Raw genomic sequence first — 23,827 nt, 5'->3', positions numbered from 1 at the left:
CGGAGACGAGAATGGCCAAATGGCCGCGAAAGCTGCGATCGGCGGAATGGTTCGGCGGGCAGGGCAAGAATGCCTTCATGCACCGCTCATGGATGAAGAACGAAGGCCTGCCGGCGGATGTCTTCGATGGACGGCCGGTGATCGGCATCTGCAACACGTTCTCCGAACTGACGCCGTGCAATGCCCATCTCCGCACGCTCGCCGAACATGTGAAGCGCGGCGTCTATGAGGCTGGCGGGCTGCCGCTTGAATTCCCCGTGATGTCGCTGGGCGAATCCAACCTGCGTCCCACCGCGATGATGTTCCGCAACCTCGCCAGCATGGATGTCGAGGAATCGATCCGCGGCAACCCGATGGACGGCGTCATCCTGCTGGTCGGCTGCGACAAGACCACGCCGGCTTTGCTGATGGGCGCCGCCTCTTGCGATCTCCCGACCATCGCCGTGTCCGGCGGCCCGATGCTCAATGGCAATTTCCGCGGCGCGCCGGTGGGGTCGGGGACCCATGTCTGGAAAGTGTTCGAGGACGTGAAGGCTGGGCGCATCTCGATCGAGGATTTTCTGGCGGCGGAGCAGGGGCAGAGCCGCTCGGCCGGCTCCTGCATGACCATGGGCACGGCCTCCACCATGGCCAGCATGGTCGAGGCGCTGGGTATCGGCTTGCCCGACAACGCGGCCATCCCGGCGGTAGACGCGCGGCGCCATGTGCTGGCCCATCTTGCCGGGCGGCGCATCGTGGATTTGGTCAAGGAGGATGTGACGATGTCGCAGATCCTCACCAAGCGCGCGTTCGAAAATGCCATCCGTGTCAACGGCGCCATTGGCGGTTCAACCAACGCGGTCATCCATCTCGTCGCCGTGGCGGGTCGGCTGGGTGTCGATCTCACCATCGACGATTGGGACCGGCTGGGACGGAGCGTGCCCACGATCGTTGATCTGATGCCCTCGGGTCGTTTCCTGATGGAAGAGTTCTACTATGCGGGCGGCATCAAAGCCGTCATGCGGGCTCTGGGCGAGGCCGGCATGCTGCATCTCGATGCGCCGAGTGTGGCCGGCGGCACGATCGGCGAGATCATCAAGGATGCGCCGAATTACAATACCGAGGTTATCCGCGATTTCGCCAATCCGCTGACGCCCGAAGGCGGCATCGCGGTGCTGCGTGGCAACCTCGCGCCCAACGGCGCGGTCATCAAGCCGTCGGCGGCGACACCGGCCTTGATGCAGCACAAGGGCCGCGCCGTCGTGTTCGAGACCATCGAGCATTATCATGCGCGGGTCGACGACCCGGCGCTCGATATCGACGAGACCTGCGTCATGGTGCTGAAGAATTGCGGGCCGCGCGGCTATCCCGGCATGGCCGAGGTCGGCAACATGCCGCTGCCGGCCAAGCTGCTGAAGAAAGGCATCACCGACATGGTGCGTATTTCGGATGCCCGCATGAGCGGTACGGCCTATGGCACCGTCGTCCTGCACACCGCGCCAGAGGCGGCGCTGGGCGGCCCCCTGGCCCTGGTCCAGGACGGGGACATGATCGAGCTCGATGTGGCGGGTCGGCGGCTGCATCTCGACGTTTCCGAAGCCGAACTCGCCAAGCGCAAGGCGGCCTGGGTGGCGCCGACACCGACTGGCACGGCGACGGGCGGCGGCTATGCCAAGCTCTTCGTCGACCATGTGCTGCAGGCCGATCGCGGCTGCGATTTCGACTTCCTGGTCGGTCAGCGCGGCGCTGCCGTGCCCCGCCAATCGCATTGAGGTTCTCCAAAGTATGACCGGTCTTATCGAGCAGCCCGCCAACTTCCCCAGTCTCAACGGCAAGGTGGTCTTCGTCACCGGCGGTGGCAGCGGTATCGGCGAAAGCATCGTCACGCATCTCTGTCAGCAGCAGGCCAAGGTGACCTTCGTCGATATCGCCGAAGCGGCATCGCAGGCGGTCTGCGACAGGATCGCCGAGGCTGGCCACGCGCGCCCGGATTTCATCAAATGCGATCTGCGCAACATCGATGAATTGCGCCAGGCGATCGCGGCGACGGCCGCCAAGCACGGGCCGATCCGGGTGCTGGTCAACAATGCTGGCAATGACGATCGGCATAAAAGCGAAGACGTGACGCCGGAATACTGGGACGACCGCATGGCGGTCAACATCCGCCACCAATTCTTTGCGGCCCAGGCCGTGCGGCCGATGATGCGCGATGCGGGTGGTGGGTCGATCATCAATTTCGGCTCGATCACCTGGCTGGTGGGTGACGGAGACTGTCCCGGCTACGTAACGTCGAAGGCAGCGATCACCGGCATGACGCGGGCCCTGGCGCGCGAATTCGGACCGGAGCGGATCCGCGTCAATTGCGTGTTGCCCGGCTGGGTGATGACGGAACGACAGGTCAAGCTGTGGCTCGATGAAGCTGGCGAACGGCAGATCAACGACCGGCAATGCCTCAAGGACAAGCTGTTCCCCGCCGATATCGCCCGCATGGTGCTGTTCCTCGCGGCCGATGACAGCCGCATGTGTGCTTCTCAGAACTTCATTGTCGATGGCGGCTGGGTCTGATCCCACCGCTCGTGCCTCCACTTGCTTCAGATTAGGGTGAACAATATGCGCGTTATTCAGTACTTCCAGGACGGCAAGCGGCATGTCGGCTGGATTCAGCCCGATGGCGACCATGCGCGCGAGATCGGCGGCGTCAGCAGCGTGTTCGAACTTGCCAATCTGGCAATCGCACGCAAGACCAGCCTCGAAGCGCTGATCCAGGAACTGGCCAGCGACAAGACGGTCGATTATGCCGGTTTGCTGGCCAAGAACCAGGTCATGGCGCCCATCGAGCACCCGGAGCCGGCGCGCTTCTTCATCACCGGCACAGGCCTCACGCATATCGGCAGCGCATCGGCACGCAACAAGATGCATGTCGCGACGCATGGTGACGGCGCACCGGAATCGGATTCCATGAAGATCTTTCGCATGGGCCTTTCTGGCGGCAAGCCGGAGAAGGGCCAGATCGGCATCCAGCCGGAATGGTTCTATAAGGGTGTCGGCACCTGTGTGTTGGCGCCTGGCGATCCCATTCCGTTGCCGGCCTTCGCTCTCGCCGGTGCCGAGGAGGCCGAAATCGTCGGTCTCTATCTGGTCGGTCCCGATGGCCAGCCCTATCGCATCGGCTATGCGCTGGGCAACGAGTTCTCCGACCACCTCACCGAGGCGCAGAACTATCTCTATACCCAGCATTCAAAATTGCGTGCCTGTTCCATCGGGCCGGAATTGCTGATCGGTGATCTGCCGGAAGATGTGCGCGGCAAGTCGCGGATCATGCGTGACGGCAAGGTGCTGTGGGAGGAAGACTTCCTGTCCGGCGAAAAGAACATGTCGCATTCAGTGGCCAATCTGGAGCACTATCATTTCCGTTATTCGATGTTCCGGCGGCCCGGCGACCTCCACGCCTATTTCTTCGGTGCGGCGGTCATGTCCTATGCCTCTGGCGTCAAGACACAGGTGGGGGACGTATTCGAAATCGAGGCGGAAGTGTTCGGCAAGACGCTCCGTAACAAGATGGTGGCCGTGCCGGATGAAGGTCTGGTGACGGTGAAGGCGCTTTAAAGACATCACGATTGAATGATGCGATCGAACGACCAACAAGGAGAGCTAGCATGTTTGGGAAATGGGTAAAGCGCAGCCTGCCGGTGATGGCCAGCGTTTGCGTGCTGATGAGCATGGCGGCTGGCGCCGAGGCCAGGGAGTTGCGCGTTCTGGCCTGGCAGGGTTATGCCGATGACGATTGGGTGAAGGAATTCGAAGCCAAGACCGGCGCCGATGTCAGTGTCGTCTTCATCGGCACGGATGACGAAATCTGGGCAAAGATCAAAGGCTCGGAAGGCAAGGATTTCGACCTCTTCGCCGTCAACACGGCGCAGTTGCAGCGCTATATCGATGCCGGCCTGACGACACCGATCGATGTCGACAAGGTGCCGAACCAGAAGACGCAACTGCCGATCTTCAACGACCTCGCCAAGGTCAAGGGCGTTATGCGTGACGGCAAGGTGCATGCCATCCCGTTCTGCTTCGATTCGATCGGGCTGATCTACGACACCAACAAGGTGAAGACGCCGCCCACCTCGATGGACGTGCTGTGGGACCCGCAATACAAGGGCAAGGTCCTCGCCTATGACAACGGCGAGCACAACTTCTCCTTCACGGCCCTCACCATGGGTATCGAGGATCCGTTCCATCTGACGCCTGAGCAGATGGATAAGATCAAGAAGAAGCTGGTCGACCTCAAGGGCAATGTGCTGAGCTTCTATTCGACCGCCGACGAAGCGCTGCAGATCTATCAGAGCAATGACGTGGCGCTGATCTGGGCTAATTACGGCCAGCAGCAGGTCAAGGCGATGAAGGATGCCGGCGCGCCCATCGCTTATGTCAATCCGAAGGAAGGCGCCTTGGCTTGGCTCGACACCTGGGCTTTGACCAGTGGCGTCGAGGACAAGGAACTGGCCGAGGAATGGATCAACTTCCTCCTGCAGAAGCAGATCGGCGAGCAGTTGTCGCAGCGTACCGGCTTTGGCAACACGGTGGCCCCGTCCGCCAACGCGGCACCCGATGACAAGCTGATCTATCTGGAAGCGGTCGAGGATCCGACCAAGCGTGCCGATCTCTGGAACGAGATCAAAGCGGCGCAGTAATTGCCGCTATCGGTGCTGAACTTCGCGCTGGAAACGCCCCTCACCCCAACCCTCTCCCCGCTCACGCGGGGCGAGGGAGCGTGGAACTAGCCCCTCGCCCCGCTTGCGGGGAGAGGGGTTGGGGTGAGGGACTTCCCCGTTATTTCATAAGTGATTTAGATTTTTCCATGACCACCGAACGATTGCTGCTGGAACTGAGGGCCGTCTCGAAGAGCTTTGGGCATACCGAGGTTCTGCAGCGGATCGACCTTGCCGTACGCGACGGCGAATTCATCACCATCCTGGGGCCGTCTGGATCCGGCAAGACCACGATCCTGCGGATGATCGGCGGCTTCGAGAGCCCGAGCAGCGGCGAGATTCTGTTGGACGGCGCCGATATCAGCGCGCTGCCGATTAACAAACGCCCGTTCAACACCGTATTCCAGGACTATGCGCTTTTCCCGCACATGACCGTCGCCGCCAATGTCGGCTATGGTCTCAAAGTGCGCGGCGTCAAGAATGCCGAGATCGATGCCCGCGTCGGTGAGGCGCTGCAGCTGGTGGCGTTGCGCGAGTTTGCCGGTCGTTTCCCGGCGCAGCTCTCCGGCGGCCAGCGCCAGCGTGTCGCCCTGGCCCGCGCCATCATCTGCCGGCCGCGCCTCATCCTGCTCGACGAACCCTTGGCGGCACTCGATGTCGAGCTGCGGCACCAGATGCAATCCTTCCTCAAGGACATCCAACGCGAAATCAAGACGACCTTTCTGTTCGTGACCCACGACCAGGAGGAGGCCATTGCCATGGCCGACCGGATCTGCGTCATGAACAATGGCCATATCCAGCAGCTGGGCAGCGCGCATGAGGTCTATTATCGGCCAGCAAGCGAGTTCGTGGCCCGATTCTTCGGCGACAACAACCTGGTCGAAGGGCGATTGGGACCGGTTGCTGGCGGGCATCGGCGCATCGAGACCGCGCTGGGTTCGCTGCTCTGTGCGATCGACGGCCAGCCGCACCTCGCTGCCGCTCCGGAGGGTGCTGCGGCCTATGCCGTCTTCCGGCCGGAAGCACTATCGCTCAACGCCAGCGGTGCCGGCGACGAGAACCAGGTCCGCGGCCATGTCACCGGGTTGCAGTTTGCCGGTGCGCATACCCTGGCCAATGTCCGCGCCGGCAGCGACGCGCTGATCCATCTGCGCCTGCGCCTGCCGAGCAAGGTCGAAGGTGTGGCTCTTGCGGCGGACGATGCGGTGACCCTCCATTGGCGGGCGAATGCCTGCCGCCTGGTCCTCAAATGAACGCTGCGCCGAAACAGAGCCAGCTGTGGCCCGCGCGGATCGCGGTCTTCTGCTATCCCCTGGCCTTTATCCTGTTTCCTCTGGCGGCCTTTCTTGCCTACAGCTTCTTCTGGACCGAGCATGGGACGATGTCCTATGCGCTGACCCTCGGCAATTATCAGCGCTTCTTTACCGACCCGATCTTCCTGCCGGTGCTGTGGCAGACCTGCGTGCTGTGCCTGGAAGTCGCTATCCTCACCATTCTGGCGGGCTATCCGGTGGCCTACTTCCTGGCCGGGCTTCAAGGGCGCAAGCGCTATGTCCTGTTGATGCTGATGCTGGTGCCGCTTTTGATGAGCTATGTCATCAAGATCTACGCCATCCGCTCGATCCTCGGCGGCAATGGTGTGCTCAACCGAACATTGATCTGGCTAGGGCTCATCGACGAGCCGCTCACCTTCTTCGTCTTCAATCTCAACGCCGTGCTGCTCACGCTGACCGTGCTGCTCATTCCTTTTGCCGTCCTGCCGATCTTCCTGTCGCTGGAACGAATCCCACGCAATCTCATCGACGCCTCGGCCGATCTCGGCGCCAGCGCCGCGCAGACATTCCTGCGCGTGATCCTGCCCTTGAGCCTGCCTGGCGTGATAACGGCACTGACCTTCGTCTTCGTGCTGGCGATCGGCGACTTCCTGACGCCGCAGATGGTGGGTGGGCAAAGCGGTTTCACCTTCGGGCGCATCATCTATTCGCAGTTCGGCACGGCCTTCAACTGGCCGTTTGGTGCAGCACTTTCCGTGATCCTTGCCATCGTCGTCATCGGTGCGATCGCCGTCGGCACCGTCTTCGGCCGTGACCGGAGCGCCGGCCGATGACCAGGGATTCGAGAACGCCCTATTGGCTGATGGCGATCACGGGGCTGGTCTTCATCCTGCTCTACGGGCCCATCTTCGTTCCCATCGCCTCATCCTTCTTCGCCTTGAAGCAGGGCGTCGTCGATTGGCAGCAGCCGACTGCCTCGGCCTATGTGACGCTAGTTTCTAATGAAGGCATTCTCATTGCCTTGCGCAATACGCTGGTTGTTGGCGGTGCCGCCGTCATCTGCTCGCTGATCCTTGGCATCGCCAGCGCGCTCTATGTGAACAGCGGCAAGTCCAAGGACAGGGCGGTGCTGCAGTTCATCATCTTCCTGCCGTTCCTGATGCCACCCATCATCACTGGTCTGGCCTTGCTGATTTACTTCCGCGAGATCGATTTCGATCGCTCGCTGGTGACCGTCATCATCGGCCATACCGTCTTCGTGCTGGCATTGGTCTACCGGACCCTGTTGGTGCGGCTGCAATCGTTGAGCCGGTCGCTCATCGAAGCATCCTATGATCTCGGGGCGAGCGGCTGGCAGACCTTTCGCTATGTGCTGCTGCCCAATCTCACCTCGGCGATGATCGGCGCCGGGATCCTGGCCTTTGCGCTCTCTTTCGACGAAACGATGATCACGCTGTTGGTGACGGGCACCGACAACACCTTGCCGATCCGACTGTGGGCGATGATGCGCCTGGGCTTCACCCCTGATATCAACGCCTTGGTGGCGGCCATCCTTGCCTTCACCACGCTGCTCTGCCTGCTGGCGGCCCGCTATCTGATGCCCAAAGAGGGCTGATCAATCTTCCAGCATGTGGCCGAGCGGATGCAGCGCCTCGATCCGGTCGCTGACGATCTTGACCATGGCCAGCATCGGCACGGCGAGAATTGCGCCGGGCACGCCCCACATCCAATACCAGAACACCAGCGACAGGATGACGCCGACGGGGTTGAGCGTAAAGCGCTTGGCAAGCAGAATCGGTGTCACGATCTCTCCCTCGATCACGTGAATGACGAGATAGAGTGCCGCGGGCAGCACGGCCAGCCAATTGTCGAAGGTGATGAAGCCGACCAGCAGAAAAATGCCGATCCCCACCAATGGCCCTAGGATGGGGACGAAATTGACCGCCAATGCCAGGACGCCCCACAGCAACGGATCGGCCATGCCGCAGAAATACATGGCGATGGCGACCATCACGCCAACCGCGACATTCATGATGCTGATCGTGACCAGATAGGCCGAGATATCGTCTTCGATCTGCTGCGAGATCTCGATCAACTGCCGCTTCTGGCGGAAAGTGGGCAGCAATTCCACCAGCCGGCGCAAAAACTTGTCGCCGGCAACCAGCAGGAAAAACAAGATGATGGTGGTGGTGAAGAGGCCATCGGTAATGGCGCGCAGCCCCTCGATGACAGTGCCCACCAGATCGAAATGCTGGACGGCCACCGTATTGCTGCCGCCGTTGGTGGCACGCTCGGCATGGCGCACGAGGCGCTGGATGAAGTCGATTGGCTCGTGCAGCAGGCTGAGGCGTTCCGTCAGCGTTGCGATGGCATCGGGCAGTTTGGCTATCCAGAGGCCGGCGGATCCGCTCAACGGTATCCAGGCCAGCACGGCGACGCCAAGCAGGAAAAGGATGGTGAGCACTGCCGCAACCGATCGTGGCAGGCGCGCCTTCAGCCCGATCTTGAAGACTGGTTGTAAAAGCAGGCGCAGGACGAACGCGATGATGACCGGCAAGACGACCGACTGGGCGAAATAGAGGGCGACCAGACCGGCAATGACCGCCAGAAACAGAACAGCCCCCGCCTGGGTATTGGCGCGGCGCGCTTCCGGCTCGCTCTCACTGGATACGACCAGGGGCGCATTCGCCGGGATCGTGTCCCGTTGCATCGGCGCGCTCTCCAAACTACTCATGGCCGCGATGCCCCAAAATTGTGCGGGCATATAACAAAGAGAGCCCAGGCTTGTTCCTGTTGCTCGCCCTAATTCCTTTGTGACGGGAACTCTGTCCGATTTTTACTGTTCAGCTTTCAATCCCACGCCGGAATTAGGCCGGCAGAGCGGATTCTCTTTCCTCGTCCAGCCTGATTGGAGGCAGAATGACTAAAATTCGTGCAGCCGGAAGTTTCGAAGATGCCACCCTGGATGTGTTGCGCATTCTCGGTGTCACCAATGCCGCCAAAGCGGCCAACCTGTCGCCCAAGACGATCAGGGATTATTCGGATCCCGACCGGGCGGGGCGCCCGACGCTGGCCAAATCGGTTCTGCTGGATGCGGCCTGCTATGCCAAGGTCGGCCGCGCGCCTTTCCTTGAGGCTTACACCAAGCAGCTTGCCGATGCGACCGCCCAGACCCCGCGTGAAGCGGGCGATGTGCTGTCCGAGGCACTCGACTTGCCGGGCGCTGTCGGGCGCTTGCTCGATGTCATCCGCAAATCGCGGACGCCCGGGTCTCCAAACGGGGTAAAGCTCTCGCCCAATGAGGCGTCGGCCATCGTCAAGGAGATCAAGGCGCCGCGCCAAGAACTAGACGACCTCGAATTTGCCGTCGTTTCGGCGGCAGCGAAGTCGTCTAACGGGTAACTTCACGCGCCGCTCGGCCCTAGATCGGGCGGTTCGTTGCAAGCGTGTGGAAATGGATGACCGTCGTTGTCCCCGGCGGGCCGGCGACGGTCATTTTTCCGCCCAGCTGCTTGGCAAAGGCGGCGATCAGCGTTGTGCCCATGGTCGAGGCAGGGTTCGCTGGAGCGGTGGCACTCGGACCGATGCCGTTGTCGGCAATCGACAAGCTTGCATCGCCATCAGCCGTGACGTCGAGACGGATATCGATCAGTCCCGTGCGGCCGTCCGGGAAGGCATGCTTGAAACTGTTGGTGACGATCTCCGTCGTCAGAAGCGCCAAGGGGACGGCGCGATCGCCGCTCATGCGCAATTCCGGCACCTCCAGCTGAACACTGACGCGCCGTGCCGCCACGCCCGAACCATCCTGCAACATGTTGCACAGATTCTTCATGAAAGGCGCAAGATCGATTTCCTTGAGGTCTTCGCTTTCATAGAGATGGCGATGAACCAAGGCCAGCGCGTTGATGCGGATCTGCAGCTCCCCAAAGGCTTCGCGAAATGCCTCGCTGCGCGGTAGCCGGGCATAGAGGTTCAGCAGGCTTGTCACGATCTGCAGGTTGTTCTTCACCCGGTGGTGAATCTCGCGCAGCATCAACTGCTTCTGGGCGAGTGATTCCCTGAGATCGGCTTCGCGATGCTCAAGGCGGATCGCCATGGATTTCAAATTCTCGCCGAGCTGCCAGATCTCGATCGGTGCCCCACGCAGCTCCGACACCGTGTCCAGTCGGCCAAGTGCCATGCCGTCGGCGGCCGCGGCGAGTTTTTCGGTCCATTTTGTGACCAGGAAGCGTGCACCGAGGATTGCCGCCATCATGCCGGCGATCGACACCAGACAGAGAATGCCGATCTGCACCAGCAGATCGTTGAGCAACGGATCGACGACACTCGCCCGCGGTATGCCGAGCAGAACGAACAGGCTGCTATTACCCAGAGCATTGACGGCAAAGATGCGTCGCCGTCCATCTCCGCCCGTTGCTTCAAACTGGCGCAGACCACCAGTCGTGATGCGGTTGATGTCCTCGGGGCTCGGCAGGTGTGCGCTTTGGTTCTCGCCACCCGCGGAATTGACCAGCACCTTACCACGGTGATCGAGCAGGGTGACTTCAGCCATGCCGGGAAGTCCCGGCTCCTGACCGACGGCCGCGAGCCAATTGAGGCGGATCGCAAGGGCGACGACACCTTTGAGAACGCCATTGACGTCAAAGATCGGCGCACCGTAGGCGATGATCGGCTCATTCAGTATCGGTGACACCAGATAACCGCTGATACTGGGTGATTTAGTAGCGATGACATTCTTGAACCAGGTGCGCCCGGAAACATTGATCAGGCGCTTGCTTTGGTCCCACTGACACAGTGCTTCGCCATTCAGGTCGAATAGGACGGCTGCACCGTAGGGCGGATAGGGCTGGACGGCACGTGCAAAGGCTACATCGCAGGCGCCACGCGTTGGGGTATCCTGCGCGCCGCGTAGGACGGCCAAAACATCCTCATCGCGGGAGAGATTCTGTGCGATCTGCTGCGACTGCCACAGCAAATTGCTTTCATAATTCGATGCAAGTTCGGAGAAGCGCAGCGTTGCATCATGCGCTGCGCTGATCTGCACTTTGAAATTGCCGACGGCAGCGCCGATACCGAACACGCTCGGCACGACGAGAACGATCAGAAACAACAGGATGAGGCGGTGCCGTAACGGCTGCAGCCACGATCCGATCATCGTGATGCCACTCCGAATTGAGACTCAGGCCGGCGCATGGTAAATGCTACTCCCTCGGCGCACGGCGTTACTGACGGCTGCCCTTATCCGATCGTGGCAGGGCAGCCGCCTCAAATGGTGGACAATACTTCGTTAGACCGCAATGCGTTTGGCGTGACCGGCAGTGGTGAAGGAAAGCGCCTGCGAAATGGTGACTTTGAGCGTGTCGGGCTCAAACGGCTTGGTGACCAGATAAGTCGGCTCCGGCCGCTCGCCCGTCAACAAGCGCTCCGGATAGGCAGTCACGAAGATGACCGGCACCGACGACATGCGCAGGATATCGGTGACGGCGGTGATGCCGGAACCGCCGGCGCCGAGGTCGATATCGGCAAGGATAAGGCCCGGCTGGCTCTTCTTGAAGATGGCGACGGCTTCGGTCTGGCTGGCCGCAACGCCGACGACTTGGTGGCCAAGCTCGGTGACCAGGCTGGCGATATCCAGCGCGATGACGGGTTCGTCCTCAATGACCAGGATCGACGTTGCGATCTGCTGGTTCACCGTCGCCCAGGCATCGACCAGCAAGGCCTCAGCCTCGGCGACCGGAATATCGAGAATTTCGGCGGCAGAAGCCGTCGAGAAGCCCTCAAGAGAGGTGAGAAGCAGGATCTGGCGCTCAGACGTCGGCAGGGCCCGCAAGCGCGCCTCGACCGACAGATCGACCAGTTCGGCGCCCTCGCCACCGTCGATATTGCGATTGGCCACGGCATGGAACAGACGGAACAAGCCGCGCTTCACATCAGTACCTGCGGCGAGCAGGTCCGGTTCGGCCAGCAGCGCTTCCAGGCAGACGCGGACATAGAGGTCGCCCGAGTCCTGTGACCCCATCAAGGCGCGTGCGTAGCGCCGCAAGTACTTGAGATTATGAACAATTTCTTCGGAATTTGCCCGCACGGCTGCCACCCTCTGGTTGGATTTGTTAGGATGCCGACGTGTCCGATCGGCATTTTTTGGATAGGTAAGGAACCGATTCACCCGACTTGGGTTCCCCTTCGCGAGAGAAAAATCCGCGACTGCAGGATCACGTCGCTAATCTTAAAACGACTCTACCTGAACGCAAAGGCGGCAGGGGGGGCTTATAGCGGGTTCGTCAGGTGTCGAGGACGGGTGCGGGGCTGGCGCATCCGGTGGATCATAGTTTGATAAGGCAGTTCTCCATCGTGACCTCAAACAAGAATGAAACTGACATGAACTCGCCGGAGAAAAATGTGAGTAAACCATCCGGAACGACCGTCCAGGCATCCGACACCGACGTAACTGGCGCTTTGAGCGCATCGACCGAACGCAATCCGCATGGTGCGGCTGGCGCGCGCGCCCCCCAGCCCATGGATCGCTGGTTTGATGATCAGCTCAGCAGGTTGTTTAATGACGTCACCAGCGAGCCACTGCCGCCCGACCTTGCCGATTTGGTGGGTAAGTTGCGCGCGCAGGGAAAAAAGCCGGACGACAAATAACTTCGCCGCCCTGTGCCACGATCATAAGCCAATGCCCATGCCGGCTCTTGCCGAATTCGCGGTCGAGACGGCACGACAATGCTGCGTTCCTGGGATGCGGCTCAGGGAAGCCACCCAGGAACTGCCTCTAAAGTGCAGCGTTGGGAACGGAATGAAAGAGAAGTTTATGGATACGCAGGTGACGAAGGTTCCAATGAACGTCGAAGCCATGCTGCTGGACGTGATCCCGCATTTGCGTGCCTTTGCGCGATCACTGACGCGCAACCGCGATCAGGCCGATGATTTGACCCACGATGCCGTGGTTCGGGCGCTCGCTGCCATCGACCAGTTCACGCCGGGTACCAACTTCAAGGCCTGGATGTTCACAATCCTGCGCAACCTTTACTACAACGAGTGCCGCAAGCGCTGGATCAAGTCGACGCCGCTCGATGAGATGGGTGGCGACGAGCCTTCGATCGGCCCGTCACAAGAAGCCAATTTGGAGTTCAATGACTTCCGTCGTGCATTCTGGCAGCTGAATTCAGATCAGCGCGAAGTCTTGATCCTGGTCGGCGCCAGTGGTTTTTCCTATGAAGAGGCTGCGGAAGTTTGCAACTGCCGTGTCGGCACCGTGAAAAGCCGCGTGTCGCGTGCCCGCGCTGAGCTGAAGCAGATTCTGGAACAGGGCAATCTGCTGGGATCGCGTGGTGACGCAGCGCCGCTGCATCCGGACGGGCTCGAGGAATTTCTTGGCCGGGAAACGGTAACGACGCCGGACAGCATCAGGGGAGCAGGAACACAAAAATGAAGCCATTATCAATCATTGGGATCGTGTTGGTGGTCGCGGGCGTCGCGGCCCTTGCGATCGGGCGCATCTCCTACACTACTGAGGAAAAGGTGCTCGAGGTAGGACCCCTCGTCGCCACCGCCGACCAAGAGCATACGGTACACATTCCCGATGTCGCCGGAATTGCTGCTATCATCGCCGGGATCGCCCTGGTCGTCGTGGCGCGTCGCCGCGCCTAAGTGTTCCGCTTATTGGGCGTGAGCTTCTTCCCGCCGTTGCTCCAGTAGATGCGGGAATGTCAGTGTCGAGCGGAACCCGCCATGGTCGCCGCTCTGCTGCAGGTCAGCGCCCAAGCTGCGCGACATCGCATCGACGATGCGTGACCCGACACCAGTCCCCTTGGCCGACTGCGCCGGCCCCGTCTGGCCGACACCCTCATCCTCGACCGACAATACCAGTTTGTTGTCGCCGATGGGCGCCAGCTTGACCACGATTGGGCCACCCTCGTCGGGGTAGGCGTATTTCAGTGCGTTGATGACCAGCTCGGTGACGATAACGCCGACTGAAATCGCCCGGTCTGTTGGCAGCTTAACATCGTCGATATCGATCGCCAGATTGCAGCCCCGATCTTGTGCCGCCAACTGCTGATCTTCCAGCAGTCTGGTAAGATATGGCCGCATCTGAACGTGCTGTATGTCATCCGAGGTGTATAGCCGCTGGTGCACCTGGGCCACTGCGATGACTCGTTCCGCCGCCTGACGCAAGACGTCTTTGGCGTGGGCGTCTTGTGTCGACGACGCCTGCAGGCGGATCATTGACGTGATCAACTGCAGCGAATTACCGATGCGGTGATTCATCTCGTGCAGCAGGATCGATTGCTTGGCTGTCAGTCGTTCCAGCCTCTCATTGGCAGCGCGCATTTCCGCTTCGGCCTGCTCCTTGGCGCGGCGCAGCTGGGCCTGCAACACCGCCGTGCCAATCGCCTTGCGCAAGAGAGCGAGGAAAGATCCCTGAAGATCCTTGACGACGAAGTCACTGGCGCCAGACTTCAGTGCCGCGACGGCGATATTGATATCTTCGCTGCCGGTCACGTAAATGACAGAAGGGGCGTGCGGCAGGCCGGTGAGCGCAGCAAGGATCTCCAGCCCGTTTTCGCCAGGCATGAAATGATCAAGGCCAACCACTTCGAAGGCGCTTTCGGCAGCCAGGCGCAATCCGTCATTGCCGCTATGGGCGACGGTGGTGTCGATGTCGTGGCGCGCCAACTCTCTGGCCACCAGCCGGCAGATGCCGGGGTCATCATCGATGTAGAGAATATGCGGTCGTGGCGTCATGTCTGCGGGTCTGCTTATGCCGGCGGCAATTCGATGATGCTGAAGAACAGGCCGAGCTGGCGCACCGAATTGGCGAAGGCTTCATATTCCAACGGCTTCTTCACATAGGCGCTGCAGCCCAGTTCATAGCATTTCTGGATCTCGAGCTTGTCGTCCGTCGTCGTCAACACGATGATCGGGATGCGCTTGGTGCGCTCGTTCGACTTGACCTTGGCCAGGATGTCGAGCCCGCTCATGTCCGGCAGGTTGAGGTCAAGCAGGACCAGGATGCGCCGGTCATCGCCGGGATGGCCGCTCTGGCTTTTGGCGTTGATGAAGGCCAATGCGTCAGCACCCTTGGCGAAGGGGATGATCTCGTTCGATATCCCGGCGCGGCGAATGTTCTTTTCGATCAGCCGGGCATGGCCTTCGTCATCTTCGATCATCACGATGCTGACGGGGGCAGTCGTCATAGGGCGGTCCTTTCTGTCTCTTGCGGTTCGGCTAGGGGGCTGGGGTCCGCCTGCGGCAGGAGAACGGAGAATACACTGCCCACGCCGAATTCCGATCGGCAACTGATTTTGCCGCCTAGGCGGCGAATAAGGACCCGCAGGTGGGCCAAGCCAATGCCTTCGCCCGGCCGGTCCTGCTTGCCGCCGCGGCGGAACAGGTCGAAAACCCGTGCCTGGTCCTCCGGCGTGATGCCGCGGCCATTGTCCTCGATCTCGATGATGACCGCGCGACCGATGGCTCGACCGCGCACCTGAATGCGGCCAAGGCGGCTCTCGTCGAGATATTTGACGGCGTTGTCGAGGAGGTTGCTGAAGATTTGCTCGGCGGCGAGGCGGTCTGTGACCAGCGCTGGCAGCGGCTCCACGACGATTTCCGCGTCAAGCTCGCTGGTCCGGTGCTTCAACGTCGCAGCAATCTCGCCGAGCAGGGCATTCATGTCGATGAGCTCATAATGGAAGCGGCGCTGGCCGGACCGCGCAAGCTTGAGTACGGCGCTGATCAGGCGGTCCATCTTGACGGTCGATTGCTGGATGAAGTCCAGCGCCTCGCCGAACTCCTGGTCGATCTCGGCCACCGGACGGGGCAGCAGACCCGCTTCGTCCCGGATACCCAGCATCTGCGCGGTCTCGCGGCGAATGGTGGCGAGTTCGGCTGTGAAGCCCATGATATTGACCAGCGGCGAACGCAGGTCGTGGCTGATGATATAGGCAAATTTCTGGACCTCTTCATTGGCTTCCTGAAGATCGGCCGTGCGGGCGGCCACGCGCTCTTCCAGCAATTCATTGGCGTGCCGCAAGGCGCGCTGGGTCTGCTGCAGGCCGCGGGTATGGCGAATGCCGCTGAGGACGGCCAGGGTCGAAACGCTCAGCACCAGCATGGCGGCGCCCAACTGGACCGCCAGCAGCCAGTTGCTATTCCGGTGCCAGGCCGCGATGCGCACTTCCGTCTGGCGGGTCGAGGCCTGCCACATTGCGGCGATACTCTCGCGGATCTGGTCCATGAGGCTCTTGCCGGCATTGGTCTTGACCACGCCCAAGGCTTCGTCCTGATGCCCGTTCTGGGAAAGGACAAGCACGTGTTCCATCTCACCCAGTTTGGCGTTCACCAGCGTGCGCAGATTGAGAATCTCGGCCGCCAGCTCGGTATCGTTGCGCGTACTTTCGGTGAGCGTCTCCAGCGCCGGTCCCACCTTCTTGATGCTGTCGTGATAGAGGTCGAGATAGGCTGGGTTGGTGGTGAGCAGGAATCCGCGTTGACTGCTCTCGGCGCGCTGCACGAAGATCAGCAGGCGGGCAATGTCGGTTGTGACGCGCTGGCCGCGCAGCATCTCCGTGCCGGCGTCGCGGTTGTCGAGCGTGAGCAGGACGGAAACCACGGCGATGATCGCAACAAGGGCCGTGGCCCCGATCAGAATCAATAACTGGCTGACCGGTCTGGGCGCGGCACCCTCTGCGGAATCAACCTCCACTTGCAGCAATTCCGGCATCGTAGCTTCCGCAGGCAACGCTGGGCGGACCAAACAAGAACTCCGTCATGTGAAATGGAGGCAAGGCAGGGCAGCGGGTGGGCGAGTTTCGCCGCGACGCGCCGGACCACATCCTGGTCAGTGTCGGGATCGAGGTCAAGATATCACGCTCACAAAATCCCCGACATTTATCGGGACTGTCGGTCGGATCGATAGCCATTCTCCGGAACTGTGGCGACGACACCGGGTTGATGAACTGTCACATCTCGCTCGCGCCGCCCGGATTGGGGGGCCAAGACATGGAGTAATCGCATGCTCGGTACAATCCTGCTTGTTCTGTTGATTCTGATGTTGCTCGGCGCTTTGCCTGCCTGGCCGCACAGCCGCGGCTGGGGTTATGCGCCAAGCGGCATCGTCGTCGTGTTGCTGGTGGTGCTGGTCGTGGCGCTGTCGACCGGACATATCTAAGCCACCCAAAAAAGGAACCCTGCCGGCACCATGTCCGGCAGGGTTTTTCATGGGCTGTGCCGACCATCAGGCGATGAAATAGCCCGTCACGATGGCGAGCGCCAGGATCGACAATCCGAACGACATGAAGAGAACGTTGCGGACGCGGCCGCTGATGATGCCGGAACGCGCCGCTTCGGCGGGGACGTGTTGCTGCTGCTCCGGCATGTCACACCACCGATCTTGCCGCGTCAATGCGCGCCGCCAGGCTGCTTTGCTGGTGGGGACAAGGCGGTACAACGGGTGCGATCCATGGCTGTGGCGTGCTTGCCGGCGTGGGCACGGAACGAGTGGGCGTGGACGTCATGGCAGAACCTTTCGCATGATGATGCGCAGGCTAAACACCGCAAAGCGCCATCGGTTGCCTGGAAATTCAGGCGGAATTGGCGGCGCGGCGCAGGTGGGGCTGTGGTGCTTCGGTGACGATGCTGAAACCGCGCCGGGTGCCGCTGTAGAGCAGCCCGATCAGGGGCAGGACTTCGGAGCCGATGCCAGGCCGGCTCGCCACATTGTCCTTGGCGATATGCGTCTTGAGCGCTGGGTCGTCGCCCGCCCGCGCCAGGGTGAAGCGCTCTGACGCCGTTTTCTGAAGCAGGTCCGCGCCATAGAGGAACTCGCAGGGCAGCATGCCGGCCAGGAACTTGAACTTGCCGTCACGCACGCCGGCCTTGAGCAACGAGCAATGATGGCCGGTTTCGCCGCGGGCCAGCATCAACGGCGCCATGTTCGGGGCGCTCATGTGGAAAACGCCCAGCAGCTTGCCGCCGCTGAGTTCAAGTTCCAGCCGGTGGCGGGCGATGTCGATCGCGGTGAAGGCAAAGCGCCGGTTGTGGTACTCGACCAGGGGGGCATCCGGCGCGGCGGCGAACAGCGCGGGCACGTCAATCGTGCCAGCCTCGGCGAAGTGATCCGGGTCGACCGGCGGCGGCAGGGTCATACCCGCAGTGGATGTCGACAACCCGGAGATCAGGCCATCGGCGGCGAGATCGGCCACCATCGCGGTGGCGACCGGGCGGGCGTAATGCCCTTGGTCGACATAAAAGCCTGGGTCGGTCACGACGTCGCGACCGAAGCGACGCATCAGATCGCGCGAGATATCGACCACGATCGTGCCGTACCAATCCGACAGATAGCGGATGCCGGCATCGATCGACGGCACGCTGCCAAGCCACGAGCCGTTGCGCGCCCCCAGGATGAGGGTGCAGATCTTGAGGCGCGGGTTGCGCGTCAAGGCATAGCGCAGAATGCCCTCATAGATGCGCGACCAATGCCGGAACTGGCGTCGCTCGTCGCCATAGATGAAGGCATCGTTGAGTGCGTATTCGATGACGAGCAGATCCGACCGCTCAAGTGCGTCGCTGGTCTTCAGGCGAAACAGGCCGTAGGCGCTGGTGGTGCCACCCACGGCCAGGTTCTCGACGATATCAAGTGTAACCCCCTGGCGCGCGGCGGCCGCCAGCATCTGGCCGAGATAGCCGGGCTCCATCACCGTGTTGGAACCCCCGATGACCGTCGTGCGCAAAGTGGTCGCCATGGTTCAGGCCGCCATCAGCATGGCCTGGTAGTTCTCCGTCATGGAGAGGCCGGCCTCGGTGAGATGGCGGTGGAAGTTTTTCAGGCGCGTCCGGTAGGTGTCGAGGAAGGCGTTGATGCGCTCCTCCGACATGAACTCCGCCATGAACGCTTCGATACCCATGGTGCAGGCCTTGTCGACCGTCGTGTGCGGCACACCGAAGAACTCGCTGAGTTCCTTGACGCGGAGATCCTTGAACAGGATCGCCGTCGGCAGGCCGACCTGGAGGGCCGCGACGCCGCCATGGAAGCGATCGCCGATGAAGACATCGTGCCAGCCATAGCATTGGCGCCAGGCGTCGACGCTGTCGAAATAGAAATACTTGTCGAACGGCGCCGGCGTGCCGATGGCCTCGTTGACCAGCGGTTCGAAGACGTTCTGCAGCAGCTGGTTGCGGGCGTCGTCGAAGAAATGCCGGCCCTGCAATTCCTCCTTGAACAGGAAGATCTCGTCCTGGAAGACGTAGGAGCATTTCTGCCCGGTGAAGAATTTGGCGAGCTGCTTGCCGCGCACCGATTTCTTCTGCAGGTAGCCGGCCGTGACGAAGCGGTAATCCTCGGGCTTCCTGGTCGGCGCCTTTATGTTCAGGATGTTCTCTGGGTACAGCATCATGCTGGGGCAGCCCAGTGCCGTTGGATTCTTGAAGCCCATCTTCTTCAGCCAGGTTTCGGTCTGCGTGCCCCGCACACCGAAGACCAGGGCACGCTCGTCAATCCAGCGCAGAAGATCGACCGTGGCCGGCTCAAGGGCCGACAGATCTTCCATCTCGTTCTGCATGCCCATGCCAAGCACGACCACCGGGATCTTGATCTGCTCCAGAACCTTGAGCAGCGAGACGTGGTTGAGATTGGGGCGGATTTCATTCGCCATGGGTAGGACCAGGGCGTCGAAATTGTTGTTGAGCATGTCCATCGCCTCTTTCGAGCCCTTATAGGCGTCGTAGAGCACGTGCACGCTCAGCATGCAGCTGTAGTTGCGATCATAGTCGAAAATGCGCGTCGCACCTTCGCCGATGAGCATGTTGCCCTTGTTCGACGTCAGGTAGAAGTTCCGCGACATCGTGCTGAAGGTCGTGCTGTTCGAGCGCGGCAGACCTTCCGAGAACGGCATGCCCGGGTGATAGCGATAGCGGGTGTCAGCCGGCTGGCGGCCAAAACAAAGTCTCTTCATCACGATGCTCCTTTTCCCCCGAACGGGTTCAGGTTGGTTGCTAGGTCGGTTGTCATGGTTGACCAGCGCTTTCAGCGCGGGACAGTGTTTCCACCAGGGCGGTGGGTTGACCGCAGCGCTTCAGCGCAAATCCCTTGTCGGCATCCCAGTCGTAATAGAAGGCAAACGGCACAGCCGTCGCGCGACCCGGCTGCGCCAAGTGTTCCAGCAAGGGCTGCAGCAACGAGATGCGCTGGGCATCTTCCGGGGCGCAGGTCTGCGGCGGCAACGCACTGCCGAACTCCGTGATCCAGCAAGGGCGGCCGCTGAAGGCCGTGGCCCCGCAATTCCTAAGCTGCGCGTCGATCATGGCGGGCCGCTCGGCGCTGCGGCTGGCGGCGCGCAGCGGCTCATAGAGGTGCACGCCCACGACATCGGTAAGGGCAAAGACGCGTTGATCCGCATAGGCGTCATAGACCAGCGCCGGGGCGATATAGGTGGCGCCGCTCCGCCGGATGAAGTCGGCATTGATATCGGCAAGGCCGGCACTGACCAGCTTCACATTGCCCAGTGCCGGCCGCGCCTCGAGCGCTGCCTTGGCGATCTCGAATACCGAGCGATACTTGGCGATGCCGGCAGCAAAGCGCTTGGCGACATCGGGTGCGAGGTCCTGGTGCGAGACGACGACCTGGCCGGTCGCCAGCAATGGCAGATCGCCATTGTAGCCGGACCAGTTGAGCTCGTTGCCGAGTTCCAGGCCGATCAGGGGAATATCCCGGGCGGCCACGAAATCGAGGAGATCGGCAAGGCGTGCCTCGACCCGCGCCGGATCGATCTGCGACAGGCCGAAGGCTTTGAAAAAGCGCTTGGACCTGGCGCGTGGCGCAGCACCCTCCAGCGCAACACTGCCATCGATCAGCGGCACGGTGACGAGGATGTCGAGCCCGGCCTCCTTGGCGGCGGTGAGGGCCGCGTAGCTGGCCGCCACCGGATTCTTGAGGCCAATGCGCACGGTCGTGAAACCGGCATCGGCGATTTCTGTGAAGCTGCGCTGGATGTCCTGCGGCTTCTCCCAGGCGATGTTCGCCGTGGCAATGCCGATGGTGGTGCCGGCCTCCGCGCCACTCGCCAGCGCCGAACCGCTGGTTGTGAGGCAAAGAAAGAGGCCCAGCGCCGGCAGGATGCCGCGCCGAATGTGGTTGCCGTCGCTCACCGACCGGGACCCGAGGTTACGGTTCGGCGTAGCTCGATTTCCTCCGACCTGAATGGAAACCAAGCCTCGAGCCGGTCGATGAGCGGCGACAGGTTTTCGGCCCAGGTTCGGGTCGCCAGATCGTCGGCGGCCTTGGTCGAGAGCCGATTGAGGAGGCGGGGGTCGCTGAGCAGTCGCTCCAGCGCTCCCACCAGTTGTTGGGCAACGTCGCTATCGTCTTCGGCCTCGATCAACAGGCCGTTGACATCGTGTTCCACCAGCTCGGCCACGGCACCCACCGCCGTGACGACCGGTACGCAACCCACGCGCTGGGCTTCGAGGATCGTCAGCGGCGCCCCTTCCCAGCGTGACGTCAGGAGCAGCACGTCGGCCTCGGCAAAGGCATCGGTCAGGCCCTTCGACGAATAGATCGCGGGTTCGAGATTGATGCCGAGCTCGGCAAAGCGCTCCGTCCACGAGCCGCGGCTTTGGTCATTCAGCACCTCGCCGCCGACCAGGCGCAGGTCGATCGGCAATTGGCGCCGGTGGATGAGGCGCGCCGCCGCATAGAGGCGTTCGATGCCCTTCTGGGAATCGAGGCGGCCGAGGAAGATCGCCTTCAGCCGGTCCTGAACACCGCGGCGTTGCCGCTGGCGCAGGATGGTGCGCACCTCCGCCTCGCGCATCTCAAAGCTCGGCGCGTTGCGGATATGCATCAACTTGGCATTGGGCACGCCCATGCCATGGAACCAATCGACCATCTGCTCCGAGCAGGTGAGGATCAGGTCGTAAATGTGCTCATAGGCCAGGGCGACATAGGGGTGGCCAGCCGCCCGCCCGGACCGGGTCCGGTCGAGCACATGGACATGATCCAGGATCTTGACCCCGCGCCGGCGCAATTCACCCAGGATGGCATTCACCGGCGCCACCTGGCAGTTGACGACGACGTCGAGGCCGGCAAGGAGGCCGGTCAGGCGCTCCAAACGTGCGCCATCATCCTGCGCCATCATGATGTCGTGGCCGGCGAAATGATGGGCGCCCCCCCACAGCGGATAGTCATCCATCAGGAAATTGACGCTGGTGAAATCGGCCGGATCGAAGACCAGTTCGCAGCTCGACTTGCCCAACACATAAAGATGCGTCTCATAGCCGAGCCGGACCAGTTCGCGCGCCATGGCATAGGCCACTTTCTCGACGCCGCCGAAGGAGGCGATGGGCAGCAGGAAGCCAATGCGCGGCGCCTGGTTCTTGGCGGCGACCCGCGGCATGACCGGCGATGCGCCGATCGCCTCGCGCAGCAGCTTGTAATGGGTGCGGATGGCCGGGAAGTAACCGCCGCGCCAGGTCCAGCGCTGATGCGGGCCGCGGCGATAGGCCGAATCGCGGAAGACGCCCAGCGTCGAGAGCAGGCCATTGGTAGCCGACAGCACGGTGCGGTCGAGATCGAACGCCTTGAACGGTCCGCGGATAACCAGTTCGACCGTATCGGGCGAGGGGCGCTTGCCGCGGATCGAGCCGATCCATTCATCCGATATGTCGTCAACACAGGCCTTGAAGAGGTCGACCGAGCACAACCAAGCCAAGGGCTTCTTGGCCATGTAGTCGGGGGCGCCCGCCTCGATCTTGCGCAGTTCGATGCGCCCCGGGTCATGTTCCAGCCGGATCGCGACCAGGTGATGCTTCTCGGCCAGCCGTTCGGCATGCCACAGCACGTTGTGCAACACGCCGATCTTGCGCAGCGCCTGGAGATGCGCGGGCGCGATCCACAGCATGAAGGGTGGAATGCCATGGGCGTCGGGCTCCGCGAGCGCCGCCCAATAGCGGTCGATAAACGTCTCGAGATCGATCTTGCTATGCGGCGCGGTCGGATCGGTGAACAGCGATACGGCATAGGTCCCGGTCGCGATCGCGGCATAGCGCGGACTCTCCGCATGCTCCCACTGCGCCAGCGTATCCGGCTGAAACAATCTTTTATGCTTCTCCCGGATATACGACATGATCGCCGCTTTGGTGCGATGCGAATCCCGCAACATGCTCTCGGCGCGCTGGCGGTAATCGAAACCGAAGAATGGATAGTTGGCGCCTTCGAAACCGTTCGAGATGCACTGCAGCCAGAAATCCCAATCCTCGAACCCCGCCTTCATCGTCTCGTCGAAGCGGATGCCGGCATCGAACACGCGCCGCGCCACCATGCTACCAGCTTCGCAGATATTGTCGAAGGTCAGGTGCAGCAGGCGGGAATAGGGCGCCTGATAGCTGCCGTTCCAGCCGATGCCGAACTTGTCGATGTTGGGATAGACCCAGGCGATCTCCGGCCGGCTGGTGAGAAACGCGAACACATCCTGCATCGCGGTCGGCGTGATGCGGTTGTCGGCGTCGAGGAAATAGACGGCCTCGAGATCGGGGAAGAGGTCCAGGGCGAAATCGACACCGTAATTGCGGGCCGAACTCAAACCGCCATTGGGCTTGCGCACATAGAAGACATTCTCATGCGCGGCGGCATAGGTCGTGCCGATGGTTTCGGTCTCGACAAAGGGACAACCGTCATCGACGACGATGATGGCGATGCCGAAATCGGCCCGCTGCGCCAGGGCGGATTCCACCGCCTCCGACATCAGAACAGAATGCTTGTAGACCGGAATGACAATGGCAAGGCGAGGTGCCAAGTCGCCGCGATGGCCCTCGACTTCAGTCGAGAGGGCGCTCGATTCATTGGCGGGACGGTTGATCTTGCGCGTTCCCATG

Annotated in this window: 23 protein-coding genes; 12 read left to right on the top strand and 11 right to left on the bottom strand. The window is 61.7% G+C overall.

Annotated features, from left to right (window positions below; translation table 11 throughout):
• Positions 1–11 precede the first annotated feature (11 nt).
• The 7 genes from SMD31_RS03430 (at position 12) to SMD31_RS03400 (ending at position 7,574) form a co-directional block, all read left to right on the top strand.
• A complete protein-coding gene (locus SMD31_RS03430; RefSeq protein ID WP_320499324.1) occupies positions 12–1,751 on the top strand; it encodes an IlvD/Edd family dehydratase in 1,740 nt (579 codons plus the stop codon).
• A 13-nt stretch (positions 1,752–1,764) separates the two neighbouring features.
• Entirely contained in the window at positions 1,765–2,544 is a 780-nt protein-coding gene (locus tag SMD31_RS03425) for an SDR family NAD(P)-dependent oxidoreductase (RefSeq protein WP_320499323.1), read from the top strand.
• Between the two features lie 45 nt (positions 2,545–2,589).
• Positions 2,590–3,585 carry an AraD1 family protein gene (gene araD1 / locus SMD31_RS03420; protein ID WP_320499322.1) on the top strand — a complete coding sequence of 332 codons (996 nt, stop codon included), beginning with the start codon at positions 2,590–2,592 and terminating at the stop codon, positions 3,583–3,585.
• Positions 3,586–3,635: 50 nt separating this feature from the next.
• On the top strand, positions 3,636–4,667 hold the full coding sequence (locus tag SMD31_RS03415) for an ABC transporter substrate-binding protein (protein ID WP_320499321.1): 1,032 nt from the start codon (positions 3,636–3,638) through the stop codon (positions 4,665–4,667).
• A 167-nt stretch (positions 4,668–4,834) separates the two neighbouring features.
• The gene (locus tag SMD31_RS03410; RefSeq protein WP_320499320.1) at positions 4,835–5,938 is read left to right on the top strand and encodes an ABC transporter ATP-binding protein; all 1,104 of its coding nucleotides are present in this window, start codon (positions 4,835–4,837) and stop codon (positions 5,936–5,938) included.
• Entirely contained in the window at positions 5,935–6,792 is an 858-nt protein-coding gene (locus SMD31_RS03405; RefSeq protein ID WP_320499319.1) for an ABC transporter permease, read from the top strand. The genes SMD31_RS03410 and SMD31_RS03405 overlap by 4 nt, the downstream gene beginning before the upstream one ends.
• Positions 6,789–7,574, top strand: coding sequence for an ABC transporter permease (locus SMD31_RS03400; RefSeq protein ID WP_320499318.1), 786 nt, complete (start codon positions 6,789–6,791; stop codon positions 7,572–7,574). Before SMD31_RS03405 ends, SMD31_RS03400 begins: the two co-directional genes overlap by 4 nt.
• On the opposite strand, the gene SMD31_RS03395 is transcribed toward SMD31_RS03400, so the two are convergent.
• A complete protein-coding gene (locus SMD31_RS03395; RefSeq protein ID WP_320499317.1) occupies positions 7,575–8,669 on the bottom strand; it encodes an AI-2E family transporter in 1,095 nt (364 codons plus the stop codon).
• A gap of 209 nt (positions 8,670–8,878) precedes the next feature.
• Here SMD31_RS03395 and SMD31_RS03390 point away from each other — a divergent pair, with 209 nt between their 5' ends.
• The gene (locus tag SMD31_RS03390; RefSeq protein ID WP_320499316.1) at positions 8,879–9,361 is read left to right on the top strand and encodes a hypothetical protein; all 483 of its coding nucleotides are present in this window, start codon (positions 8,879–8,881) and stop codon (positions 9,359–9,361) included.
• A gap of 19 nt (positions 9,362–9,380) precedes the next feature.
• Here the strand turns inward: SMD31_RS03390 and SMD31_RS03385 are convergent, their stop codons facing one another.
• Together SMD31_RS03385 and SMD31_RS03380 are read right to left on the bottom strand one after the other, a co-directional pair.
• The gene (locus tag SMD31_RS03385; RefSeq protein ID WP_320499315.1) at positions 9,381–11,114 is read right to left on the bottom strand and encodes a sensor histidine kinase; all 1,734 of its coding nucleotides are present in this window, start codon (positions 11,112–11,114) and stop codon (positions 9,381–9,383) included.
• Positions 11,115–11,246: 132 nt separating this feature from the next.
• Positions 11,247–12,044: a response regulator gene (locus SMD31_RS03380; protein WP_320499314.1), complete on the bottom strand. Its 798-nt coding sequence runs from the start codon at positions 12,042–12,044 to the stop codon at positions 11,247–11,249.
• A gap of 293 nt (positions 12,045–12,337) precedes the next feature.
• Here SMD31_RS03380 and SMD31_RS03375 point away from each other — a divergent pair, with 293 nt between their 5' ends.
• The 3 genes from SMD31_RS03375 to SMD31_RS03365 all read left to right on the top strand — a co-directional run bounded on the left by SMD31_RS03375 (position 12,338) and on the right by SMD31_RS03365 (position 13,609).
• Complete coding sequence (locus tag SMD31_RS03375) at positions 12,338–12,604, top strand: hypothetical protein (RefSeq protein ID WP_320499313.1); 267 nt, start codon at positions 12,338–12,340, stop codon at positions 12,602–12,604.
• Between the two features lie 151 nt (positions 12,605–12,755).
• Positions 12,756–13,391, top strand: a complete 636-nt coding sequence (locus tag SMD31_RS03370; RefSeq protein ID WP_320499312.1) for a sigma-70 family RNA polymerase sigma factor — start codon at positions 12,756–12,758, stop codon at positions 13,389–13,391.
• On the top strand, positions 13,388–13,609 hold the full coding sequence (locus SMD31_RS03365; protein ID WP_320499311.1) for a hypothetical protein: 222 nt from the start codon (positions 13,388–13,390) through the stop codon (positions 13,607–13,609). Before SMD31_RS03370 ends, SMD31_RS03365 begins: the two co-directional genes overlap by 4 nt.
• Before the next feature lie 9 nt (positions 13,610–13,618).
• On the opposite strand, the gene SMD31_RS03360 is transcribed toward SMD31_RS03365, so the two are convergent.
• From SMD31_RS03360 to SMD31_RS03350, 3 genes are read right to left on the bottom strand one after another with little or no spacing between them, the layout of a single operon-like run.
• Positions 13,619–14,704 carry a sensor histidine kinase gene (locus SMD31_RS03360; RefSeq protein ID WP_320499310.1) on the bottom strand — a complete coding sequence of 362 codons (1,086 nt, stop codon included), beginning with the start codon at positions 14,702–14,704 and terminating at the stop codon, positions 13,619–13,621.
• Between the two features lie 14 nt (positions 14,705–14,718).
• Entirely contained in the window at positions 14,719–15,156 is a 438-nt protein-coding gene (locus SMD31_RS03355; protein ID WP_320499309.1) for a response regulator, read from the bottom strand.
• Positions 15,153–16,682: a sensor histidine kinase gene (locus SMD31_RS03350; protein WP_320499308.1), complete on the bottom strand. Its 1,530-nt coding sequence runs from the start codon at positions 16,680–16,682 to the stop codon at positions 15,153–15,155. The genes SMD31_RS03355 and SMD31_RS03350 overlap by 4 nt, the downstream gene beginning before the upstream one ends.
• Before the next feature lie 291 nt (positions 16,683–16,973).
• On the opposite strand from SMD31_RS03350, the gene SMD31_RS03345 reads away from it, so the two are divergent.
• The gene (locus SMD31_RS03345; RefSeq protein WP_320499307.1) at positions 16,974–17,129 is read left to right on the top strand and encodes a DUF3309 family protein; all 156 of its coding nucleotides are present in this window, start codon (positions 16,974–16,976) and stop codon (positions 17,127–17,129) included.
• 66 nt (positions 17,130–17,195) lie between these two features.
• On the opposite strand, the gene SMD31_RS03340 is transcribed toward SMD31_RS03345, so the two are convergent.
• From SMD31_RS03340 to SMD31_RS03320, 5 genes are all read right to left on the bottom strand, one after another.
• Positions 17,196–17,336 (bottom strand): hypothetical protein, encoded by a 141-nt coding sequence (locus SMD31_RS03340; RefSeq protein ID WP_320499306.1) that lies wholly within the window; start codon positions 17,334–17,336, stop codon positions 17,196–17,198.
• Positions 17,337–17,541: 205 nt separating this feature from the next.
• Complete coding sequence (locus tag SMD31_RS03335; protein ID WP_320499305.1) at positions 17,542–18,702, bottom strand: SGNH/GDSL hydrolase family protein; 1,161 nt, start codon at positions 18,700–18,702, stop codon at positions 17,542–17,544.
• 3 nt (positions 18,703–18,705) lie between these two features.
• Positions 18,706–19,911: a polysaccharide pyruvyl transferase family protein gene (locus SMD31_RS03330; protein WP_320499304.1), complete on the bottom strand. Its 1,206-nt coding sequence runs from the start codon at positions 19,909–19,911 to the stop codon at positions 18,706–18,708.
• A gap of 52 nt (positions 19,912–19,963) precedes the next feature.
• Entirely contained in the window at positions 19,964–21,103 is a 1,140-nt protein-coding gene (locus SMD31_RS03325; protein ID WP_320499303.1) for a hypothetical protein, read from the bottom strand.
• Positions 21,100–23,826 carry a glycosyltransferase gene (locus SMD31_RS03320; RefSeq protein ID WP_320499302.1) on the bottom strand — a complete coding sequence of 909 codons (2,727 nt, stop codon included), beginning with the start codon at positions 23,824–23,826 and terminating at the stop codon, positions 21,100–21,102. The genes SMD31_RS03325 and SMD31_RS03320 overlap by 4 nt, the downstream gene beginning before the upstream one ends.
• Position 23,827 lies beyond the last annotated feature (1 nt).

It is taken from the genome of Dongia rigui (genome assembly GCF_034044635.1).
GTDB classification, from domain to species: domain Bacteria; phylum Pseudomonadota; class Alphaproteobacteria; order Dongiales; family Dongiaceae; genus Dongia; species Dongia rigui.
This window is presented reverse-complemented; position numbering and strand designations above follow the sequence as displayed.